The sequence below is a fragment of the Kitasatospora sp. NPDC048407 genome (genome assembly GCF_043200475.1).
Lineage (GTDB): Bacteria > Actinomycetota > Actinomycetes > Streptomycetales > Streptomycetaceae > Kitasatospora.
On sequence record NZ_JBICXW010000023.1, the window covers coordinates 28,231 to 49,094 of the forward strand.

Sequence of the window (20,864 nt, forward strand, 5' to 3'; positions counted from 1 at the left end):
CCGCGACGTCGGTCCCGTGGTGTGAAATGGGATCCGATGGGCGCTCTCGATGAACCACTGAAGGACCTGGTCGGCGACCGCACCGCGAAGGTGCTGGCCGACTCCCTCAAGCTGCGCACGGTCGGCGACCTGCTGCACCACTATCCGCGCCGGTACGTCGAGCGCGGCCAACTCACCAGCCTGGACGAGCTGGACGTGGACGAGCACGTCACCGTGCTGGCCCGGATCGAGAAGGTCACGCTGATCCCGTTCCGCGGCCGCAAGGGCGACCGGCTGGAGGTGGTGGTCACCGACGGCCGCTCCCGGCTCTCCCTGGTGTTCTTCAACCAGGGCTGGCGGCAGAAGGAACTCAAGCCCGGCCAGCAGGGCCTGTTCGCCGGCAAGGTCGGCATGTTCAACCGCACCCGCCAACTCGCCTCGCCCGACTACCAGTTGATCGACGACGAGGAAGGGGCCTCGGCGGCGAAGCAGTTCGCCGGCCGGCTCATCCCGGTCTACCCGGCCAGCGCCCAACTGCCCAGCTGGAAGCTGTCGCTCTGCGTCGAACTCGCCCTCACCAAGCACCTGGCGGACGTCGGCGAACCGCTGCCCGCCGAACTGCGCGCCGAGCACGACCTGATCCCGCTGCCCGAGGCGCTCGAACTGATCCACCGCCCGCGCAACCAGGTGGAGAAGGAACGCGCCCAGAACCGGCTGCGCTGGGACGAGGCGTTCGTCCTCCAGGTCGCGCTCGCCCAGCGCCGGGCCGCCGACTCCGCGCTGCCCGCCGTCCCGCGCCGCGCCGTCCCCGGCCGGGTGCTGGACGCGTTCGACGCCCGGCTGCCGTTCACGCTGACCGACGGCCAGCAGAAGGTGTGCGCCGAGATCTTCGCCGACCTCGCCACCGAACACCCCATGCACCGCCTGCTGCAGGGCGAGGTCGGCTCCGGCAAGGCCCAGCCGTTGGATTCCCTGGTGCTGACGCCTGACGGATTCAGGCCGATGGGCGACATGCGAGTCGGCGACCTGGTGGTCACGCCCTCGGGCGAGCTCGCTCCTGTCGAGGGCGTCTTCCCTCAGGGCGAGCGTGATGTCTGGCGGCTCGTCCTGTCGGACGGCAGCTCCGTCGAGTGCGATGACGAGCACCTCTGGATCGTCGCAACCAGCTGCGCATGGCATCGCGGTGATCAGCCCAAGATCCTCACCACGCGGGAAATCCGGAACGACACCTGGAAGCGCAACGGAAGCTCCAAGTGGTACCTGCCGCAGGCCACGCCTGTTGATCTCGGGCAGGGGGACGAACAGCCGCTCGATCCCTACCTGATGGGCGTGCTCCTGGGTGACGGGACGTTCCGACACCAGTTGGGATTCTCGACAGCTGATCCCGAGATTCTCCATGCGGTCAAGGCCGCCGTTCCGCCGGACTGCGTGGTCACCCGAAGGTCCGGCCAGGCCATCGATCACCATATCCAGCTGCGCGGCCCACGCGGAGGGACGCGGCGCAATCCGGTGAACCAGGTGCTGCGGGAGCTTGGCCTCTGGCACCTGACCTCCCACGGGAAGTTCGTCCCCGAGGTGTACAAGAACGCCTCGATCAAGCAGCGGCTCGCGCTTCTGCAAGGGCTGATGGATACGGACGGCACCGTGGGACGCGACGGCTACGACGTCTCGTTCTGCAGTGTCTCGCGGCGCCTGGCGGATGACGTCGCCTGGCTGGTGCGGTCCCTCGGCGGCCGTGCGAGGGTACTTCCGAAGAAGGCCGCATTCGTGGTGTCGGTCGGGTTGCCCAGCGAGGTCCCGCCGTTCCGGCTGTCCCGGAAGGCCGAACGGGTCGCGGATCGGCCCAAGTACAACACTTTCCGGCGAGGAATCCGGCAGGTCGAGTATGTCGGTCGCAAACCGGCGCAGTGCATTCGAGTCGGGCACCCGGATTCCGCCTACGTCACGGACAATTTCACCGTTACCCACAACACTCTGGTCGCGCTGCGCGCCATGCTCGCCGTGGTCGACACCGGCGGCCAGGCCGTACTGCTCGCACCCACCGAGGTGCTCGCCCAGCAGCACCACCGCTCCATCGTCGAGATGATGGGCGACCTCGCCGAGGCCGGGATGATCGGCGGCTCCGAGATCGGCACCCGGGTCGCCCTGCTCACCGGCTCGATGGGCACCGCCGCCCGCCGCGGCGCGATGCTCGACATGGCCTCGGGCAAGGCCGGCATCACCATCGGCACGCACGCCCTGATCGAGGACAAGGTGCAGTTCGCCGACCTCGGCCTGGTGGTCGTCGACGAGCAGCACCGGTTCGGCGTCGAACAGCGCGACGCGCTGCGCGCCAAGGGCGAACAGCCCCCGCACCTGCTGGTGATGACCGCCACCCCGATCCCGCGCACCGTCGCGATGACCGTCTTCGGCGACCTGGAGACCTCCGTCCTCGACCAGCTGCCGTCCGGCCGCTCGCCGATCTCCACCCACGTCGTCCCCGCCCTGGAGAAGCCCAACTTCCTCACCCGCGCCTGGGAACGCGTCCGCGAGGAGGTCGGCAAGGGCCACCAGGCGTACGTGGTCTGCCCGCGGATCGGCGACGAGGACGAGGCGCCGAAGGGCAAGAAGAAGCGCAAGGAGGACCCGGAGGAGGTCGACGCGGGCGGCGCGGACAGCGAGGAGCGCCGGCCCCCGCTCGCCGTGGTCGAGACCGCCGAGAAGCTCGCCAAGGGACCGCTCGCCGGACTGCGGGTGGAGATCCTGCACGGCCGGCTCGCCCCCGACGCCAAGGACGACGTGATGCGCCGCTTCGCCGCCGGCGAGGTCGACGTGCTGGTCGCCACCACCGTCATCGAGGTCGGCGTCAACGTCCCCAACTCCACCGTCATGGTGATCATGGACGCGGACCGGTTCGGCGTCTCCCAGCTCCACCAGCTCCGCGGCCGGGTCGGCCGGGGATCCGCCGCAGGGCTCTGCCTGCTGGTCAGCGACATGCCCGCGGCCAGCGCCGCCCGCGCCCGGCTCGACGCGGTGGCCGGCACCCTGGACGGCTTCGCGCTCTCCCGGATCGACCTCGAACAGCGCCGCGAGGGCGACGTCCTGGGCCAGGCCCAGTCCGGCGTGAAGTCCTCGCTCAAGGTGCTCTCCGTCCTCGACGACGAGGACGTCATCGCCACCGCCCGCGCCGAGGCCACCCGACTGGTCGCCGCCGACCCCGAACTCGCCGCCCACCCCGAACTGCGCACGGCGCTGGAGAGCCTGCTCGACGAGGACCGCGCGGAGTACCTGGAGAAGGGCTGACAGGCGGTGTGATCAGGTCGGATTGTCAGTGCCCCGAGAGAGAATGTAGTTGTTCGGGGCGCTCCTCAAGTCGCGCTCCCGGCACGAGATTTGGGGGTCATTGCATGGCATTCCGTCACCTCAACGAGCTCCCGCTCGGCGACAAGGTCTTCCGGATCGAGGTCGCCAGCGAAGACGACCGCGAAGTCACCCTCACCCTGACCGGCTGGCGCGAGGGCAACTCCGCCAACCCGGTCGCCTCCGGCAAGCTCCGCCTCCCGGTGGAGGACGTCGCCTCACTGCGCATCGCGCTCAACCGCGCCCTGCGCGCGCTGGCGATCGTCGCCGACATCTCCGAGCCCATCCCCGACCGCGACGTGCTGCGCGAGCTCTACCCCGGCCACGGCTCCCCCTGGGTGCCGCAGCACGAGGAAGAACTGGTCCGGCGCTTCCACGACGGCGACACCATCGCCCGGATCGCCGCCCGCTACGGCCGCACGCCCGACTCCGTCCGCACCAAGCTGCGCGAACTCGGCCACGACCCGCGCCGCCCGGAGTACTGCCCGCCGGACGGCTGCCTGTCCTGGTCGCGCTACGCCTCGCCGACCCTGTTGGGCGCGGCGTCCAACGAGTAGGCGCTGACGTGAGCGACTGCGCGCCCGGCCATGCACGATTTGTCAGCTATGGTCGGGCGCGCAGTCCCTCCCACCTAAGGAACGTCATGCCCCGCGTCATCGCCGGTGTTGCCGGAGGCCGCCCCCTCGCCGCGCCGCCCGGCCGGAACACCCGTCCGACCTCCGACAAGGCGCGGGAGGCGATGTTCTCCACCGTCGAGGCGCTGTTCGGGCCGATCGCCGGGGCGCGGATGCTGGACCTGTTCGCGGGCAGTGGCGCGGTCGGGCTGGAGGCGCTGTCCCGGGGCGCCGCGCACGCGCTGCTGGTGGAGGCCGACGCGGGCGCGGTGAAGACGGTGCGGGAGAACGTCCGGACGCTGGGGCTGCCGGGCGCGGAGGTGCGGGCGGACAAGGCGGAGAAGGTGATCGCGGGCGCCCCGCCGGCCGAGCCGTACGACCTGGTGTTCCTGGACCCGCCGTACGCGGTGGAGGACGCCGTACTGCGGGAGATGCTGGTCACACTCCGCTCGGGGGGCTGGCTGTCCGAGCATGTTCTCGTCACCGTGGAACGCAGCACCCGAGGGGGCGAGTTCGGCTGGCCGGACGGCTTCGAAGGGCTGCGCTCGCGCCGTTACGGCGAGGGCACGCTCTGGTACGGTCGCGCCGCTACCGGGGCTGACCAAGACTCGTAGCAGAACATCCCGCCCCACAAGGGAGCACACCCATGCGCCGCGCCGTCTGTCCGGGGTCCTTCGACCCCATCACCAACGGACACCTCGACATCATCGAGCGGGCCTCGAAGCTGTACGACGTGGTGCACGTGGCGGTGGCGGTGAACCGCAGCAAGCAGGGGATGTTCACGATCGAGGAGCGGCTCGCCCTGATCGAGGAGACCACCGCGCACCTGGGCAACATCCAGGCGGAGTCGCACAGCGGCCTGCTGGTGGACTTCTGCACGCAGCGCGGCATCCCGGCGATCATCAAGGGCCTGCGTGCGGTCAGCGACTTCGACTACGAGCTGCAGATGGCGCAGATGAACCACGGCCTGACCGGCGTGGAGACGCTGTTCGTGCCGACCTCGCCGACGTACAGCTTCCTGTCCTCCAGCCTGGTCAAGGAAGTCGCCTCGCTGGGTGGTGACGTCTCCCACCTGCTGCCCGAGGTGGTGAACCGGCGGCTGGTCGAGAGGATCGCCGAACGCCGCAAGTGACCCGGGGTCTGTCCGGCCGGTCTTGCCGGGCGCCGAGACCGGCCGGACAGACCCTGGCCGTTGTGAGCGGCGGGGTGGGTGGCCGTACAGTCTGTACTCCCGGCCCCGGGGGCGCAGTCCGCGACCTCGTGGCACTGCCTCCGCCGCACCTCGGCGGCACACGGAAAGACTGAAGACGCCCGTGGACGTGCAGCAGAAACTCGACCAGATCATCGCCATGGTCGAGAAGGCCAAGGCGATGCCGATGTCGGCCTCCTGCGTGGTCAACCGCGCCGAACTGACCGGCCTGCTGCGCGAACTGCGCGACGCCATGCCCGCCGAACTCGCCAAGGCGCAGTCGGTGGTGGCGGACCATCAACAAATGGTCGCCGACGCCCAGGCGCAGGCCGACCAGATCATCCGCGGCGCGCACGACGAGCGCGGCTCGCTCATCTCCGACACCGAGGTGGTGCGCAAGGCCCAGGCCGAGGCGGACCGGATCCTCAACGAGGCCCGCTCCGAGGAACACACCAAGCGCGCCGAGGCGGACGACTACGTCGACTCCAAGCTCGCCAACTTCGAGGTGGTGCTCACCAAGACGCTCGGCGCGGTCGGCCGCGGCCGGCAGAAGCTGCGCGGCGAGGCCGGGGTGTACCAGCCGGAGGGCGAGGGCACCGAGGACGGCGAGGAGTTCCAGCCGCAGCGGATCAGCCTCAGCCCGGAGGCCGACGAGTACGTCGATGTGAAGCTCGCCACCCTGGAGGCGGTGCTCTCGGCGACCCTGGAGGCGGTCGGCAAGGGCCGCGACAAGCTGCTCGGCAAGGCCCCGATCGACGAGCTGGGCGCCTACCTGGCCGCCGCCGACGAGGCCCAGCAGCTCAAGAACCGCGCCGAGGCGGTGGCGGCCGGCTTCGCCAGCACCGACGGCGAGCAGTCCTGGTACGCGGAGGTCCCGCAGCACCAGAGCTGGCCCGAGTCGACCCCGGCCGCCGCGGGCTGGCAGAACCCCGCCGAGGACCAGTACGGCCAGCCGCAGGCCCCGCAGTACGCCGAGGTCTACGGGGGCGGCTACGACCCGGCGGCGGCCCCGCAGACCGACCCGTACGGGCAGCCCTACGGCTACCAGCAACCGGTAGACCCGTCGTACTACCAGCAGCAGCAGTACCAGCAGCCGGGCTACGACCAGTGGGGCAACCCGCTGCCCGCCGAGCCGCAGGCGCTGCCCGCCGACCCGCACGGCTACCAGCAGCAGCCGCAGCAGGCCGGGCTGCCGCAGCAGCAGCAGGCCGGACTGGACGAGACCAGCTTCTTCGACACCAGCATGATCGACATGACCCGGCTGCGGGAGCTCGGCGGCCGGTGAACGGCGACGAGTTGGGTTCGGCCCGGACTCTCGGGTAGTCTGACCACTCCGGCCTGCTCGTGCCGGGTTCGCCGCGTGCCCGCAGCCGGGCCGCGCACCGCAGGAACCAAAGTCCGCGCCACGCAGGAATGCGTGTGCCGCCGTCAGGAAGTCAGGAAGCCTTGAACCGCCTCGACCACCGCGACCCGCTCGTGTTCGACACGCATGAGCTCGGCCGTCGCCCCGGCTCGCTGCGCAAGGTGTCCCGGACCCTGGAGGCCCCGGCGGACCTCGGTGTCGCGGATGTGATCGGCGTCCCCGAGAAGAGCGAGATCAAGCTGGAGCTCCGCCTGGAGTCCGTGGTCGAGGGCGTGCTGGTCACCGGCACCGCCGAGGCCCACGTGACCGGCGAGTGCTCCCGCTGCCTGGAGCCGCTGGAGGACGACCTGGAGGTCGACTTCCAGGAGCTGTACTACTACCCGGAGTCCGAGGAGCGTCACCGCGCGATCGCGGGAGACGACTTCGACGAGGAGTCCGAGGACGAGACTTACCGCCTGGAGGGCGACCTGTTCGACCTCCAGCCGGTGCTGCGTGACGCGGTGGTGCTCGCACTGCCGCTGCAGCCGGTGTGCCAGGAAGACTGCTTGGGTCTGTGCTCCGAATGCGGGGCCCGCCTGAGCGACGACCCGTCGCACCACCACGATGCCGCCGACCCCCGGTGGGCGGCTCTGCAGGGACTCTCCGCCGCCCCCGGCGACGAGGGTGACGAGGAATAAGACACAGCGCTACCCGTGAGGGTCTCGCCGTAGAACCAGGAGATTTACCGTGGCTGTTCCGAAGCGGAAGATGTCGCGCAGCAACACGCGTCACCGGCGTTCCAACTGGAAGGCCGTCGTGCCCGCGCTCGTCGCGTGCGACCGCTGCCACGAGCCGAAGCTTGCGCACATCGCGTGCCCGAGCTGCGGCACGTACAACCGTCGCCAGGTCCTCTCGGTCTGATCGGCGGGGTGCACGGATCGATGTCGGACGGCAGCAATTCTTCTCGCAAGCCGAACCCCAATTCCAACGGGGGCAAGGGCGGCGGGCCGGCTTCGACCGAATACGACGTCCTGGAAGGGCGCCTCGGGTACTCACTTGAGCGCGCCCTTCTGGTACGTGCCCTGACCCACCGCTCGTACGCGTACGAGAACGGCGGGCTGCCCACCAACGAGCGCCTGGAATTCCTCGGCGACTCGGTGCTGGGCCTGGTGGTGACCGACACCCTCTACCGCCTCCACCCGGAGGTCGCCGAGGGGACGCTCGCCAAACTCCGTGCCGCGGTGGTCAATTCCCGCGCGCTCGCCGAGGTCGGCCGCGGCCTGGACCTCGGAGCCTTCATCCGGCTCGGCAAGGGTGAGGAAGGAACCGGCGGCCGCGACAAGTCGTCGATCCTCGCCGACACCGTCGAGGCCGTGATCGGCGCCATCTACCTCGACCAGGGTCTGGGTTCGGCCACGGACTTCGTCCACCGGCTGTTCGACCCGCTGATCGCGGAATCCGCGCTGCTCGGCGCCGGCCTCGACTGGAAGACCAGCCTCCAGGAACTCACCGCCGCCGTCGGCATCGGTGTTCCCGAGTACGTGGTCACCGAGTCCGGACCGGACCACGAGAAGACCTTCACCGCCGCCGCCCGGGTGGCCGGCCAGGACTACGGCTCCGGGAGCGGACGCTCCAAGAAGGAAGCCGAGCAGAAGGCCGCCGAATCCGCCTGGCGCGCGATCAAGGCCAAGCAGGACGGCGGCACCGACGGCGACCAGCCGACCGCGGCCGTCTGACCGGTGCCCGAACTCCCCGAAGTCGAGGTCGTCCGCCGCGGCCTGGCCCGCTGGGCCGCCGGCCGGACCGTCAGCGACATCGAGGTGCTCCACCCGCGCGCCGTCCGCCGACAGGCAGGCGGCGCCGAGGAGTTCACCGCGCTGCTGCGCGGCCGCACCTTCGGCGAACCGCAGCGCCGAGGCAAGTACCTGTGGGTGCCGCTCGACGACGGCCTGGCGATGATCGGCCACCTCGGCATGAGCGGCCAACTGCTCGTCCAGGAAGCCGACATGGCCGACTCGGTGCACCTGCGGGTACGCCTTCGGTTCGCCGACGGCGGCACCGAACTGCGCTTCGTCGACCAGCGCACCTTCGGCGGCCTCGCCGTCGAGGAGACCGAGCCGGACGACCCCGAGTCCACCCCGCTCTCGCTCGCCCACATCGCCCGCGACCCGCTCGACGCACGCTTCGACGACGCGGCGTTCGCCACCGCGCTGAAGGCCAAGCGGACCACCGTGAAGCGGGCCCTGCTCGACCAGACGCTGATCAGCGGCGTCGGCAACATCTACGCCGACGAGGCACTGTGGCGCAGCCGCCTGCACTACGAACGCCCCACCGCCACCCTCACCCGCCCCGCCGCGCTCGAACTGCTCGGCCACGCCCGGGACGTGATGACGGCGGCACTGGCCGTCGGCGGCACCAGCTTCGACTCGCTGTACGTCAACGTCAACGGCGAGAGCGGCTACTTCTCCCGCGACCTCGACGCCTACGGCCGCGAGGGCGAGCCGTGCCGCCGCTGCGGGACGGCGATGCGGCGGGACGCCTGGATGAACCGCTCCAGCTACTACTGCCCGAAGTGCCAGCGCCGGCCGCGCTGATCAGCTGTACGCGATCCGCTCGATCTCCTGGAGCCGGTGGGCGCCGAGGAAGTCCGGGTCGAGGGTGAGCAGCCACTCCGGCAGCACCGGCCGTGCGTCGAACTCCTCGTGGAAGCCGAAGCGCACCTCCAACCGGCGTTCCAGCCAGCCGTCGACCGCTGCCGAGAGCTGCTCCTCGGCGTACCCGGTGCCCACCTGCGCCCACCGCTCCAGCCATGGGACGAGCGTGCCGGTCAGTGGGACGGCCAGCTCCAGCGCGTCGACCGGGCGCACGCCGGACGGCTGCCGCAGGACGGCCTCCCACCAGGCCGACAGGAACCGCTCGACGGCCACGCGCTCGGGCCACTCGCGCCAGCCCGCCGCCAGCAGCCGGGAGGCGACCATGGCCGGCCCGGCTCCCCCGCCGTTGAGTGCCAGGGAGCGCAGGATGCGTGGGGTCAGGCGGCGGTAGAGACCGGGGAAGTCGTCCCAGTGGTCGGGGACTTCGGCGGCTACGGCGTCCACCAGCCGGTCGGGTATCCCGGCCACCGGGCCGGAGAGGAGCGCGAGGTCGGCTTCGCGGTAGCAGTACGTGCAACCGTCGACGGGCTGTTCGGCGTACGGGGCGAAGACGGCGTCCACCCGGTCGAGGGCGTCGAGCAGGTGCTGGTGCGGGTCGGTCATGGGAACCACCGGGAAGGCCATCAGCTCGACTTCCCGGCGGAGGTCTTCTCCTCCTCGGCGGCCGCCTGGATCGCCCCGCCGTCCTCGCCGAAGTAGGCGACGCCGACGGCGCTGACCACGGCCAGCAGGAAGCCGAGGACGGCCAGCCAGGCGAGGCCCGGGCGGGAGGAGTCGCCGAGCCAGAGCACGCCGACCGCGCCGGGGACGACGGTCTCGCCGACCACCAGGGCGGCGGTCGCGCCGTTGACGGAGCCGACCTGGAGGGCGACGGTGTGCAGGTACATGCCGCCGATGCCGCCGATCAGGATGGCGTACAGCGCCGGGTCGGCGAGCAGCGCGGTGATCGAGAACGGCTCGATGCCGTCCAGGATGCGCACGCCGATGCCCAGCGCGCCGAAGCCGAGACCGGACAGCAGACCGGCCACGATCGCCCCGTTGGAGCCCATCCGCCGGACGATCAGCGAACCGCCGGCGATCAGCACCGCGGAGCCGATCAGCAGCCCCCAGTGGAACGCCCGCGCGGCGTGGTGACCGCCCTCCGGCCCGGCGGCGACCGCCAGCAGCACCAGGGCGCCGCACAGGATGCCGATGGACAGCCACTCCAGCTGACGCAGCCTCAGCCCGAGCAGCTTGATCGACAGCAGCGCGGTGATCACCAGGTTGGCGCTGATGATGGTCTGCGACAGGAACAGCGGCAGCAGCCGCGCGGCCAGCGCGCCGAGCCCGAAGCCGATGAAGTCCAGCACCGTGCCGAGGATGAACTCCCAGGTCACGGCGGCCTTCGCGGTGGAGGCGAGGCTCGGCCCGCCGTGCTCGGTGACGGTGCCGTCGGCCGCCTCCTGCCGGGCCGACCGGCGGGCGCCGACGGCTTGCAGCACGGACCCGGTGCCGTAACAGACGGACGCGGCGACGGCGGTGACGAGGCCGAGGATCACGCTGGGGGCTCCTGTCGGGAGGAGGGAAGATCGTCACCACTATGCCTGCTCCCGACCGGGCCGAGGCCGGGTGGGGCCCAACTCCGGCCGGTCGGCGGGGGTCGGGGCCGGTGGGCTCGTCCCCGGGTAGGGGAAGAAGTCAGGGTCGGACCGTCCCGAGGTAGGGCGTGGATCCTTCCTTCGGACCGGTACGGTCTTGGTATGAGAACTGTGCTTCGACGTTCCCGAGCCACCGGGCCGGCCGCCGTGCTGGCAGCTCTGCTCGGCCTGTTGATGGTCCTCGGCCTGTCCGCGCCCGCCCAGGCGGCCGGACTGAGCGACGCGACCGACTCGCTGAAGAAGACTCAGGTCTACGTCGACCCGGCGATGACCAGCCGGTTCTCCCCGGACCAGGCCGACGCGCTGGCGAAGAAGCTGAAGAAGGCCGACAAGCCGATCTTCGTCGCGGTGCTGCCGGACAGCCAGGCCTACGCCCCCAAGACCCTGATGAACGACCTGCGCACCAAGGTCGGCATCGTCGGCGTCTACGCGGTGTGGCGCGGCAACGGGTTCGACGCCAAGGCCGACTCCAAGGCGCTGTCGTCGAACTCCGCCAGCAAGATCGCCGGTTCGTCCTTCCGCTCGCACAACGGCGACATCAACGGCACCGTCAACGACTTCGTCGACCAGGCCGTCGGCCAGACCAAGGGCGAGGGCCCGCAGCACAGCACCTCCGCGGCCTGGATCATCGTCCCGATCGTGCTGGTGGTGCTGGCCGGCGGCGGCGTGTTCCTGCTGTTCCGCCGCGCCAAGAAGCGCAAGGAGGAGAAGGCCCGCGCCGAACTCGCCCAGCTGCGCACCGTGGTGGACGAGGACATCACCGCGTTCGGCGAGGAGCTCGACCGGCTCGACTTCAACCCCGGCGCCCCCGGCTCGGACGACACCCAGCGCGCCGACTACACCCGTGCGCTGGACTCCTACGACCGCGCCAAGCGGACCATGGACGAGGCCAAGAAGCCCGACGACGTCCGCCCGGTCACCGAGGCGCTGGAGGACGGCCGGTTCGCGCTGGCCACCCTCGCCGCCCGCCGCGACGGCCGGCCGCTGCCCGAGCGCCGCGTCCCGTGCTTCTTCGACCCGCGGCACGGCCCCTCCACCACCGACGTCCAGTGGGCGCCCGCCGGCGGCGCGCCGCGCTCCGTCCCGGCCTGCGCCGACGACGCGCACCGCCTGGCCACCGGCCAGGACCCGTACATCCGCACCGTGGAGACCGAGCACGGCCACCAGCCGTACTGGAACGCCGGCCCGGCCTACAGCCCGTGGGCGGGCGGCTACTTCGGCGGCGGCATGCTCTCCGGCCTGCTGGTCGGCACCATGCTCGGCTCGGTGATCTCCAGCCCCGGCTACGCCTACGCGGGCGGCCACCACGACTACCACGGCGGTGGCGGCGGTGCCGACTACACCGGCGGCGCGGACGCCGGTGAGTACTCGGGCGCGGCCTTCAACAACTCGGACTTCTCCGGTGCCGACTTCGGTGGCGGCGGCGGGGACTTCGGCGGCGGCAGTGGCTTCGGCGACTTCGGTGGCGGCGACTTCGGCGGCGGGGACTTCGGCGGCGGGGACTTCGGCGACTGACGCCCGGTCATCCACTGCCCGGCCCCCGGTCCCGTTCGCGGACCGGGGGCCGCTGTCATGCCCGGGCGGGGGAGGGGGCCCCGGCGGCCTCGACGGCGGCGGGGTCGGCCGGCTCCCGGCGGCCCAGGACGAGCAGGGTCAGCGCACAGGACGCCAACTGCCAGGCCGCACCGAAGCCCAGCACGGAGCCGGTGCCGACCCGGTCCGCGATCGGCCCGGCCAGCGCCAGCCCGACCGGCCCGAAGGCGAACGCGCCGAGCGTCCCGTACGCGCTGACCCGGCCCAGCGCCTCCGCCGGAACGTGGCGCTGCGTCAGCGTGGCGAACAAGGTCATGCAGACGATCGAGGTCACCCCCGCGCCGACCGCCGCGACCGCCACCAGCGGCAGCGGCCAGCCCAGCGCCAGCGCGCCCGAGGGCAGCGCCCAGCCCGCCGTCGCCGCGATCGCCAGGCGCAGCGGACGAGTGGGCCGGCGTCCGAGCAGCACCAGCCCGCCGAGCACCGCGCCGGCCCCGTACGCGCCCATCACCAGGCCCCAGCCGCCCGCCCCGCCGAGGCGCGCGTCCGCCACCACCGGGCCGAGGATCAGGAACGGCGCCCACACCAGCAGGTTGAACAGGCAGGCCTGCAGGGTGCTCACCCACTGCCACCGCCGGGAGCTGAACTCGCTCCAGCCGGCCCGCAGTTCGGACAGCAGCGAGGCCTCGCCGGACGGCTGCCGGGCGGCCCCGGGCAGCCGGAGCAGGGCCAGTGCCACGCCGCCGACCGCGTACGAGAGGGCGTCCACCAGCAGCACCCAGCCGGGACCCGCGACGGCGGTCAGCCCGCCCGCGAGGGCCGGACCGGCCACCGCGACGCCGTTCCGGGCGATCCCCAACAGGGCGTTCGCGTCGGAGAGTTCACCGGCCGGGACGAGCCTGGGCAGCAGCGCGTCCAGGGCCGGCATGAACACCGCCTCGGCCAGGCCCCAGAACACCATCAGCACGGCCATCGCCCACACCCGGTCGTGCGCGGTGAACATCAGCACCGCCATCACCGCCTGGGTCGCGAACCGCAGCCCGTCCGAGCCGAGCATCACCGGCCGCGGCCCCAGCCGGTCCGCGGCCGCGCCGCCGAGCACCAGCAGCAGCACGATCGGCAGGATCCGCGCGGTCATCACCACGCCGAGCCCGGAGCCGCCGCCCCCGCTGTCGAGCACGGCGAACGCCACGGCCACCGAGGCCATCGAGGATCCGAACAGGGAGACGGCGAAGCCGATGAAGAAGAGGCGGAACTCCCGCCCGCGCAGGACGGCGAGCCGCCGTGAGGTCAGCACCATGACCGGCAGACTGCCCCGCCGCCGAGGCGTCCGACAAGGGCTTCCGGCGAAATACTTGAGCGTTGTGGTGTCAATTTTCGGAAGCCTCGGAATTGCCGCAGTAAATCGCTTGTTTACCGCAGTCAGGGGCGATATTGACGGCGCATCGGGTTGGCGATTTACTGCGGATATGACACCTGTGGAGTTCGCCGTCGCGGCCGAGTGCTACCTGACGGAGGCCCGGCTCTCGGACGGCTCCCGGCGGGTTTACCGGATCGCCCTGCACACCTGGGCCTGGCTGCTGGTCGGCCGCACCCCGCCGGCCGGCGCCGAGCGGCGGCGGGCCGCGCCGCCGGTGCTGCCGCTCGCCCTGCTGGACGGGCCGGACGCGCCCCGGCGGGTGGCCGAGGCGTTCGCGGCCCGGGCCGGGGCGGTCGGCGCGCGCACCGCGAACCGCGAGCTGTCCGCGCTGCGGGCCGCCGTTCGCTGGTGGTGCGGGCAGGGCTGGCTGGCCGCCGACCCCGCCGAGAGCCTGCGCCCGCTGCCCGCCGCCGCGTCCGAACCCGCGCTCACCGACGCCCAGGCGCGGGCCGTGCTCGCGCTGCGGGTGCCGCTGCGCGAGAAGGTGCTGTGGCACCTGGTGCGGGAGACCGGCGCACCCATCGAACGACTGCTCGCGCTGGACGTGGACCAGCTCGACCCGGCCGACCGGCAGACCCGCCCCGCCGCCGCCGGCGAGCGCCCGCTGCGCTGGCGCGGCGGCACCGCCCGGCTGCTGCCACTGCTGATCGCCGGGCGCAGCGCGGGCCCGCTGTTCCTCACCGACCGGCGCGCCCCGGCCGGCACCCCGGTGGCCGACCGCTGCCCGTTCACCGGCCGGGCCCGGCTCTCCTACCGCCGGGCCGCCGAACTGTTCACCGCCGCCACCGCCCCGCTCGGCCCGGCCGGCCGCGGCTGGACGCTGCACCGGCTGGCCGAGCCGCGCCACTGAGAGAACGGTGCGGCTCGGTCGGGAGGTGTCGCTCGGTCAAGAGCGGATGCCGACGCTGTGAATGCGCGCGGGCCGGTGAGGAGGCACGGTAGAAGGGGCGTGAAGTCCGTTCCGTACGCCCCTGAAGTGCCCGACTATGGTCGACGCATGCAAGGTCACGGCAGTCACCGTTCCGTCCGCGCCACCATCTGGGTGCGTGGGCGCGTCCAGCAAGTGGGGTTCCGCTGGTGGACCAGGGCCAGGGCCTTGGAGATCGGGCTGACGGGCTATACGAGCAACCTCGGGGACGGCCGTGTCCAGGTGGTCGCCGAGGGGTCGCGCGCGGACTGCGAGCGGCTGCTCGCCGCGCTGCGCGGGCCCGGAACGCCAGGTCGGGTCAGTGGAGTCACCGAAATCTGGAGCGCCGTGGGCAACGGATACGAGGGCTTCGCGATCCGATGAACGCACCGCGGTTGCCGGCCGGAGGAGAGCCGCCGGCAACTGCCGGTGTCATACGGTTGCCATCCGGGCAGACTCGTGGTTGACTCCGCAAGCGAAGTGATCCACTACCCCCGGCCGATGGCGTGACCACCCCGCCATGCAGGTGACAGGGGCGCGGTAGCGTGCGGTGATCGTGTTGACCCGTACGGTCTTTGGTGAGACGCTGGAAACCCGCGCACAGGTCTGAGTTTACCGGCGAAGCTCCGCCGTGTGAGCATGCCACTCACCAGCGGCTGTTTCGTAGTGCCCAGCCAGCACGTCCGGCGCGCAGGCGCGTGCGTACCCCTTCCCCCAAGACCCACACCGTAAACGGTTCGGTCACTCAGCGTGGAGGACCACACATCATGGCAAAGGCGCTTCTCGGGTACGTCGGCGGCCCCGACCCGCGAATGCTCTCCGAGATGCGACGGCTTCAGCAGCGCGTCCAGGACCTGGAGAACGAGCTCGTGAAGCTCCAGGCCGAAAACGATGCCCTGATCGCCGTCGCTGACGAGCATTCGCTGCTCAACAGCATCGACCTGGACCAGCGCGAGCCGGTCCTTACCTGATCGGCAGAACGGCCTGATTCACATGACGGCCTGATCGTTCGTGGTCCTCACGATCGACGCTGTGACGCACTGAGCTTCCCCGCCAGGGGATGGCAGCCTGCAAGGGACGTCCGAGGTGGACGTCCCTTCGTCGTGTCCGTGGCGTTCTTGTGCCCTAACGTGCCCAGCCTGCGGCGTGGCCAAACCGCCACCTGGGGGCAGGTCGGCGGCCCGGCCGGATACAGTCGCCAGCGGAGCCGGACAGCGGGGTCGCGGCAGGGCGAGGAGGACGGGCGGGTGCACCTGAAGAGCCTGACCCTGCGTGGGTTCAAGTCCTTCGCGTCGGCGACCACCCTGCGCTTCGAACCCGGCATCACCTGCGTGGTCGGCCCCAACGGCTCCGGCAAGTCCAACGTCGTCGACGCGCTGTCCTGGGTGATGGGCGAACAGGGCGCCAAGTCGCTGCGCGGCGGCAAGATGGAGGACGTGATCTTCGCCGGTACCAGCGGGCGCCCCCCGCTCGGCCGCGCCGAAGTCAGCCTCACCATCGACAACACCGACGGCGCGCTGCCCATCGACTACACCGAAGTCACCATCACCCGGACGATGTTCCGCAACGGCGGCAGCGAGTACGCGCTCAACGGCACCGGCTGCCGGCTCCTCGACATCCAGGAACTGCTCTCCGACTCCGGCATCGGCCGCGAGATGCACGTCATCGTCGGCCAGGGCCAGCTCGACTCCGTGCTGCACGCCGACCCGATGGGGCGACGCGCCTTCATCGAGGAGGCGGCCGGCGTCCTCAAGCACCGCAAGCGCAAGGAAAAGGCGCTGCGGAAGATCGACTCGATGCAGGCCAACCTGAACCGCGTTCAGGACCTGGTCGCCGAACTGCGCCGCCAGCTCGGCCCGTTGGGGCGGCAGGCGAAGATCGCCCGGCGGGCCGCCGGCATCCAGGCCGAACTGCGCGACGCCCGGCTGCGGCTGCTCGCCGACGACGTACTCACTCTGCGGCAGGCCGTCGAGGCCGAGATCGCCGACGAGTTGGCGCTGAAACTGCGCCGCACCACCGTCGAACAGCAACTCGCCGCCGCCGTCCAGCGCGAAGCCGTCCTGCAGGCGCAGGTCGAACAGCTCGGGCCCGCGCTGGAAGCCGCCCGGCAGACCTGGTACCGGCTCTCCGCGCTCGCCGAACGCACCCGCGGCACCATCGGACTCGCCGAAGCCAGGGTCCGGTCCGCCGCCACCGCGGGGCAGTTGGAGGAGCGGCGCGGCCGCGACCCCGAGGACCTGGAACGGGAGGCCGCCCGGGTCCGCGAGGAGGAAGCCGCCCTCGAAGAAGCCCTGGAACAGGCCCAGTACGCGCTCGCCGAAACCGTCGAGGAACGCGCCGAACTCGAACGCGCCCTCGCCGCAGAGGAGTTGCGACTCAAGGCGGCCGCCCGGGCGATCGCCGACCGGCGCGAGGGCCTGGCCCGGCTGCAGGGCCAGGCCGCCGCCGCCCGCTCCCGCGTCACCGCCGCCGAGGCCGAGATCGAACGGCTTGCCGTCGCCCGCGACGAAGCCCAACTGCGCGCCGAGGTCGCCCAGTCCGAGTACGAGGAACTCCGGGAACGCGGCGAGCAGGACGCGGCCGGGGGCGAGGAGACCGACAGCCGCCACGACCGGGCCCGCGCCGCACTGGCCGACGCCGAACGCGCCGCCGGCGCCGCCCGCGAGGCACTCGCCGCCGCCGAGAAGGAACGCGCCGCGCTCACCGCCCGGCACGACACACTCGCCCTCGCCCTGCGCCGCAAGGACGGCAGCGCCACCCTGCTCGGCCGCCCCGGCGTACTCGGCCCCGCCGCCGAACTGCTGCATGTCGAGCCCGGGTTCGAACTCGCCGTCGCCGCCGGACTGGGCGCCGCCGCGGACGCCGTGGCCGTCGAGGACGTGGCCACCGCCGCCGCCGCACTCACCCGGCTCCGGGCCGAGGACGGCGGCCGGGCCGCACTGCTGATCGCCGCCGATGGCACGGACGTTGACGACCGGCTACCCGAAGGCGCGCGCCCGGCAGGGGAGTTGGTCGACGGGCCGATGGCCGCCGCCGCCCGGCACTTGCTGCGCCGCACCGCCGTCGTCGAAGACCTCCACGCCGCACAGCAGTTGATCGAACGGCAGCCGCACTGGACGGCCGTCACCCGGGACGGCGACCTGCTCTCCGCCACCCTCGCGCACGGCGGCTCGGCCGGCGCTCCCAGCCCGCTGGAGACCCAGGCCGCCGTCGCCGAGGCCGCCCGCGGCATCGAAGAACTCGACGCCCGCTGCGAAGAGTTGACCCACCGACTGGCCGAGACGCAGGAACACCACCGCGAACTCGGCGCCGAAGTCGAACAGTTGGCCGCACTGCGTCGGCAGGGCGAGAAGCAGCGCGCCGAACTCGCCGGAGCACTCGGGCGATCGGGCGGCGCCGCGCGCGCCGCCGCCGGCGAAGCCGAACGCGCCACCACCGCCGCCGCCAAGGCCGGGAGCGGCCTCGCCGAAGCCCGCGCCGCCGCCGAAGAACTCGCCGAACGCCTCGCCACCGCCGAAGAGTTGGCCGACAGTGGCGAGGACGAACCCGACAGCGCCGAACGTGACCGGCTGGCTGCCGCCGGTACCGCCGCCCGGCAGACGGAGCTGGAATCCCGGCTCGCCGTCCGCACCCACGAAGAACGGGTCCGCGGACTGGCCGGCCGCGCCGACCAGTTGGACCGCGCCGCCCGCGCCGAACGCGAAACCCGGGCCCGCGCCGCCGAACGCCGCGCCCGCGCCCGCCGGGAATCCGCCGTCGCCGGAGCCGTCGCCACCGCCGCCCGCCACCTGCTCGGCCGGATCGAGGAGACCCTCGCCGCCGCCGAGACCGAACGCGCCGCCGTCGAGGCCGACCGGGCCGCCCGCGAGGGCGAACTGCGCCAGTTCCGCGAACACGGCCGCGAACTCCAGGCCGAACTCGACCGGTTGGTCGACGCCGGCCACCGCGACGAGGTGCTGCGAGCCGAGAAGCGGCTGCGGATCGAGCAGCTGGAGGCCAAGGCGCTGGAGGAGTTCGGCATCGAGGCCGCCGAACTGCTCACCGGCTACGGCCCCGACCTGCCCGTCCCCGCGCCGCCCGCCGAGGACGGCGAGAGCGCCGGCGAGGAGCGCCCGTACGTCCGGGCCGAGGTCGAGAAGCGGCTCAAGGCCGCCGAACGCGCCTACCAGCAGCTCGGCAAGGTCAACCCGCTCGCGCTGGAGGAGTTCGCCGCCCTGGAGGCCCGCCACCAGTTCCTCGGCGAACAGCTGGACGACCTGCGCAAGAGCCGCCGTGACCTGCTCGACATCGTCCGCGACGTCGACGCCCGGGTCGAGCAGCTGTTCACCGCCGCCTACCACGACACCGCCGCCCAGTTCGAAGGCGTCTTCGCCCGGCTGTTCCCCGGCGGCGAGGGCCGGCTCGTCCTCACCGACCCCGAGAACATGCTCACCACCGGCGTCGAGGTCGAGGCCCGCCCGCCCGGCAAGAAGGTCAAGCGGCTCTCCCTGCTCTCCGGCGGCGAACGCTCGCTGACCGCCGTGGCACTGCTGGTGTCGATCTTCAAGGCCCGGCCCAGCCCGTTCTACGTCATGGACGAGGTCGAGGCCGCGCTCGACGAAACCAATCTGCGCCGACTGATCGCGATCATGGAAGAACTTCGGGAAAGCTCCCAACTGATCGTCATCACCCACCAGAAACTCACCATGGAATCCGCCGACGCCCTGTACGGCGTGACCATGAAGGGGGACGGCATCTCCCAGGTGATCAGCCAGCGCCTGCGGATGCCGGAGAGACCGCCACAGCACAGGACGAAAAGGCTGGAGCCCGCACAACCCGGGCCGGCATAGGCGCTAAGTGATACTGGACGGGTTATGGAATACGTGATCCTTGCCGTTGTCATCGCGGTGGTCGCCATCGGCGCGATCACCGGACTCGTCGTTTCCGGCAGACGACGCAAAGAGCTCGACAAGCCGAGCCAGACCCCCACGATCACCGCGCCGCCCACTGCGGACACCAAGAGCGCGCCCACCAAGCCGGCCGAGACCGCCGCGCCGCCCACTGCGGACACCAAGAGCGCGCCCACCAAGCCGGCCGAGACCGCCGCGCCGCCGACCGTCGAGAAGCCCGCCGAAGCGAAGCCCGCGGCGGAGAAGCCGGCGGTCGAGGAACCGGCGGCGGAGAAGCCCGCGGTCGAGGAACCGGCGGTCGAGAAGCCCGCCGAGGAGGTGCGGATCGAGGAGGCGGAGGCCGCCCCCGCGATCGAGGTCCCCGAACCCACCGCCGGACGCCTGGTGCGCCTGCGCTCGCGGCTCTCCCGCTCGCAGTCCACGCTCGGCAAGGGCCTGCTCACCCTGCTCTCCCGCGACCGCCTCGACGAGGACACCTGGGAGGAGATCGAGGAGACCCTCCTCACCGCGGACGTCGGCGTCGGCGCCACCCAGGAACTCGTCGACAACCTGCGCACCCGGGTCAAGGTGCTCGGCACCCGCACCCCCGACGAGCTGCGCGGACTGCTCCGCGACGAGCTGATCAAGCTGATCAACCCCGAGCTGGACCGCACCGTCCACTCCGTCAAGACCGACGGCGGCCCCGCCGTGGTCCTGGTGGTCGGCGTCAACGGCGTCGGCAAGACCACCACCACCGGCAAGCTCGCCCGCGTCCTGGTCGCCGACGGCCGCAAGGTCGTGCTCGGCGCCGCCGACACCTTCCGCGCCGCCGCCGCCGACCAGCTCCAGACCTGGGGCGAACGGGTCGGCGCGCACACCGTCCGCGGCCCCGAGGGCGGCGACCCCGCCTCCGTCGCGTTCGACGCGGTCAAGCAGGGCATCACCGACGGCGTCGACACCGTCCTGGTCGACACCGCCGGCCGCCTGCACACCAAGACCGGCCTGATGGACGAACTCGGCAAGGTCAAGCGGGTCGTCGAGAAGCACGGGCCGGTGGACGAGGTCCTGCTGGTGCTCGACGCCACCACCGGCCAGAACGGCCTGGTGCAGGCCCGGGTGTTCGCCGAGGTCGTGGACATCACCGGCATCGTCCTCACCAAGCTGGACGGCACCGCGAAGGGCGGCATCGTGATCTCGGTGCAGCGCGAACTCGGCGTGCCCGTCAAGCTCATCGGCCTCGGCGAAGGCGCGGACGACCTCGCGCCGTTCGAGCCCGGCGCATTCGTGGACGCGCTCCTGGGCTAGCCGCCGGGCTGCTGCATCCGCAAGGTCCGTTCGAGGAGGGAAGTTCTCTCCTTGGACGGACCTTGCTGTGTGTCCGA

18 protein-coding genes are annotated in these 20,864 nt (G+C 71.9%); 15 read left to right on the top strand and 3 right to left on the bottom strand.

The features are described from left to right. Window positions 1-36: 36 nt before the first annotated feature. The 9 genes from ACGFWJ_RS30610 to mutM all read left to right on the top strand — a co-directional run bounded on the left by ACGFWJ_RS30610 (window position 37) and on the right by mutM (window position 9,057). Window positions 37-3,261 (top strand): helicase-related protein, encoded by a 3,225-nt coding sequence (locus tag ACGFWJ_RS30610; RefSeq protein WP_392955295.1) that lies wholly within the window; start codon window positions 37-39, stop codon window positions 3,259-3,261. Window positions 3,262-3,365: 104 nt separating this feature from the next. Continuing rightward, window positions 3,366-3,875 carry a hypothetical protein gene (locus ACGFWJ_RS30615; protein ID WP_380488276.1) on the top strand — a complete coding sequence of 170 codons (510 nt, stop codon included), beginning with the start codon at window positions 3,366-3,368 and terminating at the stop codon, window positions 3,873-3,875. A gap of 86 nt (window positions 3,876-3,961) precedes the next feature. Beyond that, complete coding sequence (gene rsmD, locus ACGFWJ_RS30620; RefSeq protein ID WP_387867612.1) at window positions 3,962-4,546, top strand: 16S rRNA (guanine(966)-N(2))-methyltransferase RsmD; 585 nt, start codon at window positions 3,962-3,964, stop codon at window positions 4,544-4,546. A gap of 32 nt (window positions 4,547-4,578) precedes the next feature. Further along, on the top strand, window positions 4,579-5,064 hold the full coding sequence (gene coaD / locus ACGFWJ_RS30625) for a pantetheine-phosphate adenylyltransferase (RefSeq protein WP_387649245.1): 486 nt from the start codon (window positions 4,579-4,581) through the stop codon (window positions 5,062-5,064). Between the two features lie 181 nt (window positions 5,065-5,245). After that, window positions 5,246-6,406: an ATP synthase F0 subunit B gene (locus tag ACGFWJ_RS30630; RefSeq protein WP_392955298.1), complete on the top strand. Its 1,161-nt coding sequence runs from the start codon at window positions 5,246-5,248 to the stop codon at window positions 6,404-6,406. 128 nt (window positions 6,407-6,534) lie between these two features. Then, window positions 6,535-7,161, top strand: coding sequence for a YceD family protein (locus ACGFWJ_RS30635; protein WP_387649250.1), 627 nt, complete (start codon window positions 6,535-6,537; stop codon window positions 7,159-7,161). Window positions 7,162-7,210: 49 nt separating this feature from the next. After that, window positions 7,211-7,384 (top strand): 50S ribosomal protein L32, encoded by a 174-nt coding sequence (gene rpmF, locus ACGFWJ_RS30640; protein WP_035866499.1) that lies wholly within the window; start codon window positions 7,211-7,213, stop codon window positions 7,382-7,384. A 20-nt stretch (window positions 7,385-7,404) separates the two neighbouring features. Then, on the top strand, window positions 7,405-8,199 hold the full coding sequence (gene rnc, locus ACGFWJ_RS30645; RefSeq protein WP_387649252.1) for a ribonuclease III: 795 nt from the start codon (window positions 7,405-7,407) through the stop codon (window positions 8,197-8,199). Window positions 8,200-8,202: 3 nt separating this feature from the next. Beyond that, window positions 8,203-9,057 (top strand): bifunctional DNA-formamidopyrimidine glycosylase/DNA-(apurinic or apyrimidinic site) lyase, encoded by an 855-nt coding sequence (mutM, locus tag ACGFWJ_RS30650; protein ID WP_392955300.1) that lies wholly within the window; start codon window positions 8,203-8,205, stop codon window positions 9,055-9,057. Here mutM and ACGFWJ_RS30655 read toward each other — a convergent pair whose 3' ends face one another. Both ACGFWJ_RS30655 and ACGFWJ_RS30660 read right to left on the bottom strand, forming a co-directional pair. Next, complete coding sequence (locus ACGFWJ_RS30655; protein ID WP_392955302.1) at window positions 9,058-9,720, bottom strand: hypothetical protein; 663 nt, start codon at window positions 9,718-9,720, stop codon at window positions 9,058-9,060. 20 nt (window positions 9,721-9,740) lie between these two features. After that, entirely contained in the window at window positions 9,741-10,655 is a 915-nt protein-coding gene (locus tag ACGFWJ_RS30660) for a hypothetical protein (RefSeq protein ID WP_387649260.1), read from the bottom strand. Window positions 10,656-10,856: 201 nt separating this feature from the next. On the opposite strand from ACGFWJ_RS30660, the gene ACGFWJ_RS30665 reads away from it, so the two are divergent. Continuing rightward, the gene (locus ACGFWJ_RS30665; RefSeq protein WP_392955305.1) at window positions 10,857-12,269 is read left to right on the top strand and encodes a hypothetical protein; all 1,413 of its coding nucleotides are present in this window, start codon (window positions 10,857-10,859) and stop codon (window positions 12,267-12,269) included. A 55-nt stretch (window positions 12,270-12,324) separates the two neighbouring features. Here the strand turns inward: ACGFWJ_RS30665 and ACGFWJ_RS30670 are convergent, their stop codons facing one another. Then, window positions 12,325-13,587, bottom strand: coding sequence for an MFS transporter (locus ACGFWJ_RS30670; protein ID WP_392955307.1), 1,263 nt, complete (start codon window positions 13,585-13,587; stop codon window positions 12,325-12,327). Between the two features lie 169 nt (window positions 13,588-13,756). Here ACGFWJ_RS30670 and ACGFWJ_RS30675 point away from each other — a divergent pair, with 169 nt between their 5' ends. From ACGFWJ_RS30675 to ftsY, 5 genes are all read left to right on the top strand, one after another. After that, window positions 13,757-14,557 (top strand): hypothetical protein, encoded by an 801-nt coding sequence (locus ACGFWJ_RS30675; RefSeq protein ID WP_392955309.1) that lies wholly within the window; start codon window positions 13,757-13,759, stop codon window positions 14,555-14,557. A 147-nt stretch (window positions 14,558-14,704) separates the two neighbouring features. After that, window positions 14,705-14,998, top strand: a complete 294-nt coding sequence (locus ACGFWJ_RS30680) for an acylphosphatase (RefSeq protein WP_392955311.1) — start codon at window positions 14,705-14,707, stop codon at window positions 14,996-14,998. A 383-nt stretch (window positions 14,999-15,381) separates the two neighbouring features. After that, window positions 15,382-15,585, top strand: a complete 204-nt coding sequence (locus tag ACGFWJ_RS30685; RefSeq protein WP_387649274.1) for a hypothetical protein — start codon at window positions 15,382-15,384, stop codon at window positions 15,583-15,585. A 276-nt stretch (window positions 15,586-15,861) separates the two neighbouring features. Further along, window positions 15,862-19,443: a chromosome segregation protein SMC gene (smc, locus tag ACGFWJ_RS30690; RefSeq protein WP_392955313.1), complete on the top strand. Its 3,582-nt coding sequence runs from the start codon at window positions 15,862-15,864 to the stop codon at window positions 19,441-19,443. Window positions 19,444-19,467: 24 nt separating this feature from the next. Next, window positions 19,468-20,787, top strand: coding sequence for a signal recognition particle-docking protein FtsY (gene ftsY, locus ACGFWJ_RS30695; protein ID WP_392955315.1), 1,320 nt, complete (start codon window positions 19,468-19,470; stop codon window positions 20,785-20,787). The last annotated feature ends 77 nt before the right edge of the window (window positions 20,788-20,864 follow it).

What these genes read in the sequence shown, in the direction of transcription:
- ACGFWJ_RS30680 (WP_392955311.1), top strand. Translation starts at nt 14,705, where the DNA reads ATGCAAGGTCACGGCAGTCACCGTTCCGTCCGCGCCACCATCTGGGTG.
- ACGFWJ_RS30670 (WP_392955307.1), bottom strand. Translation starts at nt 13,587, where the DNA reads ATGGTGCTGACCTCACGGCGGCTCGCCGTCCTGCGCGGGCGGGAGTTC.
- ACGFWJ_RS30610 (WP_392955295.1), top strand. Translation starts at nt 37, where the DNA reads ATGGGCGCTCTCGATGAACCACTGAAGGACCTGGTCGGCGACCGCACC.
- ACGFWJ_RS30685 (WP_387649274.1), top strand. Translation starts at nt 15,382, where the DNA reads ATGGCAAAGGCGCTTCTCGGGTACGTCGGCGGCCCCGACCCGCGAATG.
- ACGFWJ_RS30675 (WP_392955309.1), top strand. Translation starts at nt 13,757, where the DNA reads ATGACACCTGTGGAGTTCGCCGTCGCGGCCGAGTGCTACCTGACGGAG.
- ACGFWJ_RS30615 (WP_380488276.1), top strand. Translation starts at nt 3,366, where the DNA reads ATGGCATTCCGTCACCTCAACGAGCTCCCGCTCGGCGACAAGGTCTTC.
- rnc (WP_387649252.1), top strand. Translation starts at nt 7,405, where the DNA reads ATGTCGGACGGCAGCAATTCTTCTCGCAAGCCGAACCCCAATTCCAAC.
- ACGFWJ_RS30635 (WP_387649250.1), top strand. Translation starts at nt 6,535, where the DNA reads ATGCGTGTGCCGCCGTCAGGAAGTCAGGAAGCCTTGAACCGCCTCGAC.
- rsmD (WP_387867612.1), top strand. Translation starts at nt 3,962, where the DNA reads ATGCCCCGCGTCATCGCCGGTGTTGCCGGAGGCCGCCCCCTCGCCGCG.
- ftsY (WP_392955315.1), top strand. Translation starts at nt 19,468, where the DNA reads ATGGAATACGTGATCCTTGCCGTTGTCATCGCGGTGGTCGCCATCGGC.
- ACGFWJ_RS30665 (WP_392955305.1), top strand. Translation starts at nt 10,857, where the DNA reads ATGAGAACTGTGCTTCGACGTTCCCGAGCCACCGGGCCGGCCGCCGTG.
- ACGFWJ_RS30655 (WP_392955302.1), bottom strand. Translation starts at nt 9,720, where the DNA reads ATGACCGACCCGCACCAGCACCTGCTCGACGCCCTCGACCGGGTGGAC.
- coaD (WP_387649245.1), top strand. Translation starts at nt 4,579, where the DNA reads ATGCGCCGCGCCGTCTGTCCGGGGTCCTTCGACCCCATCACCAACGGA.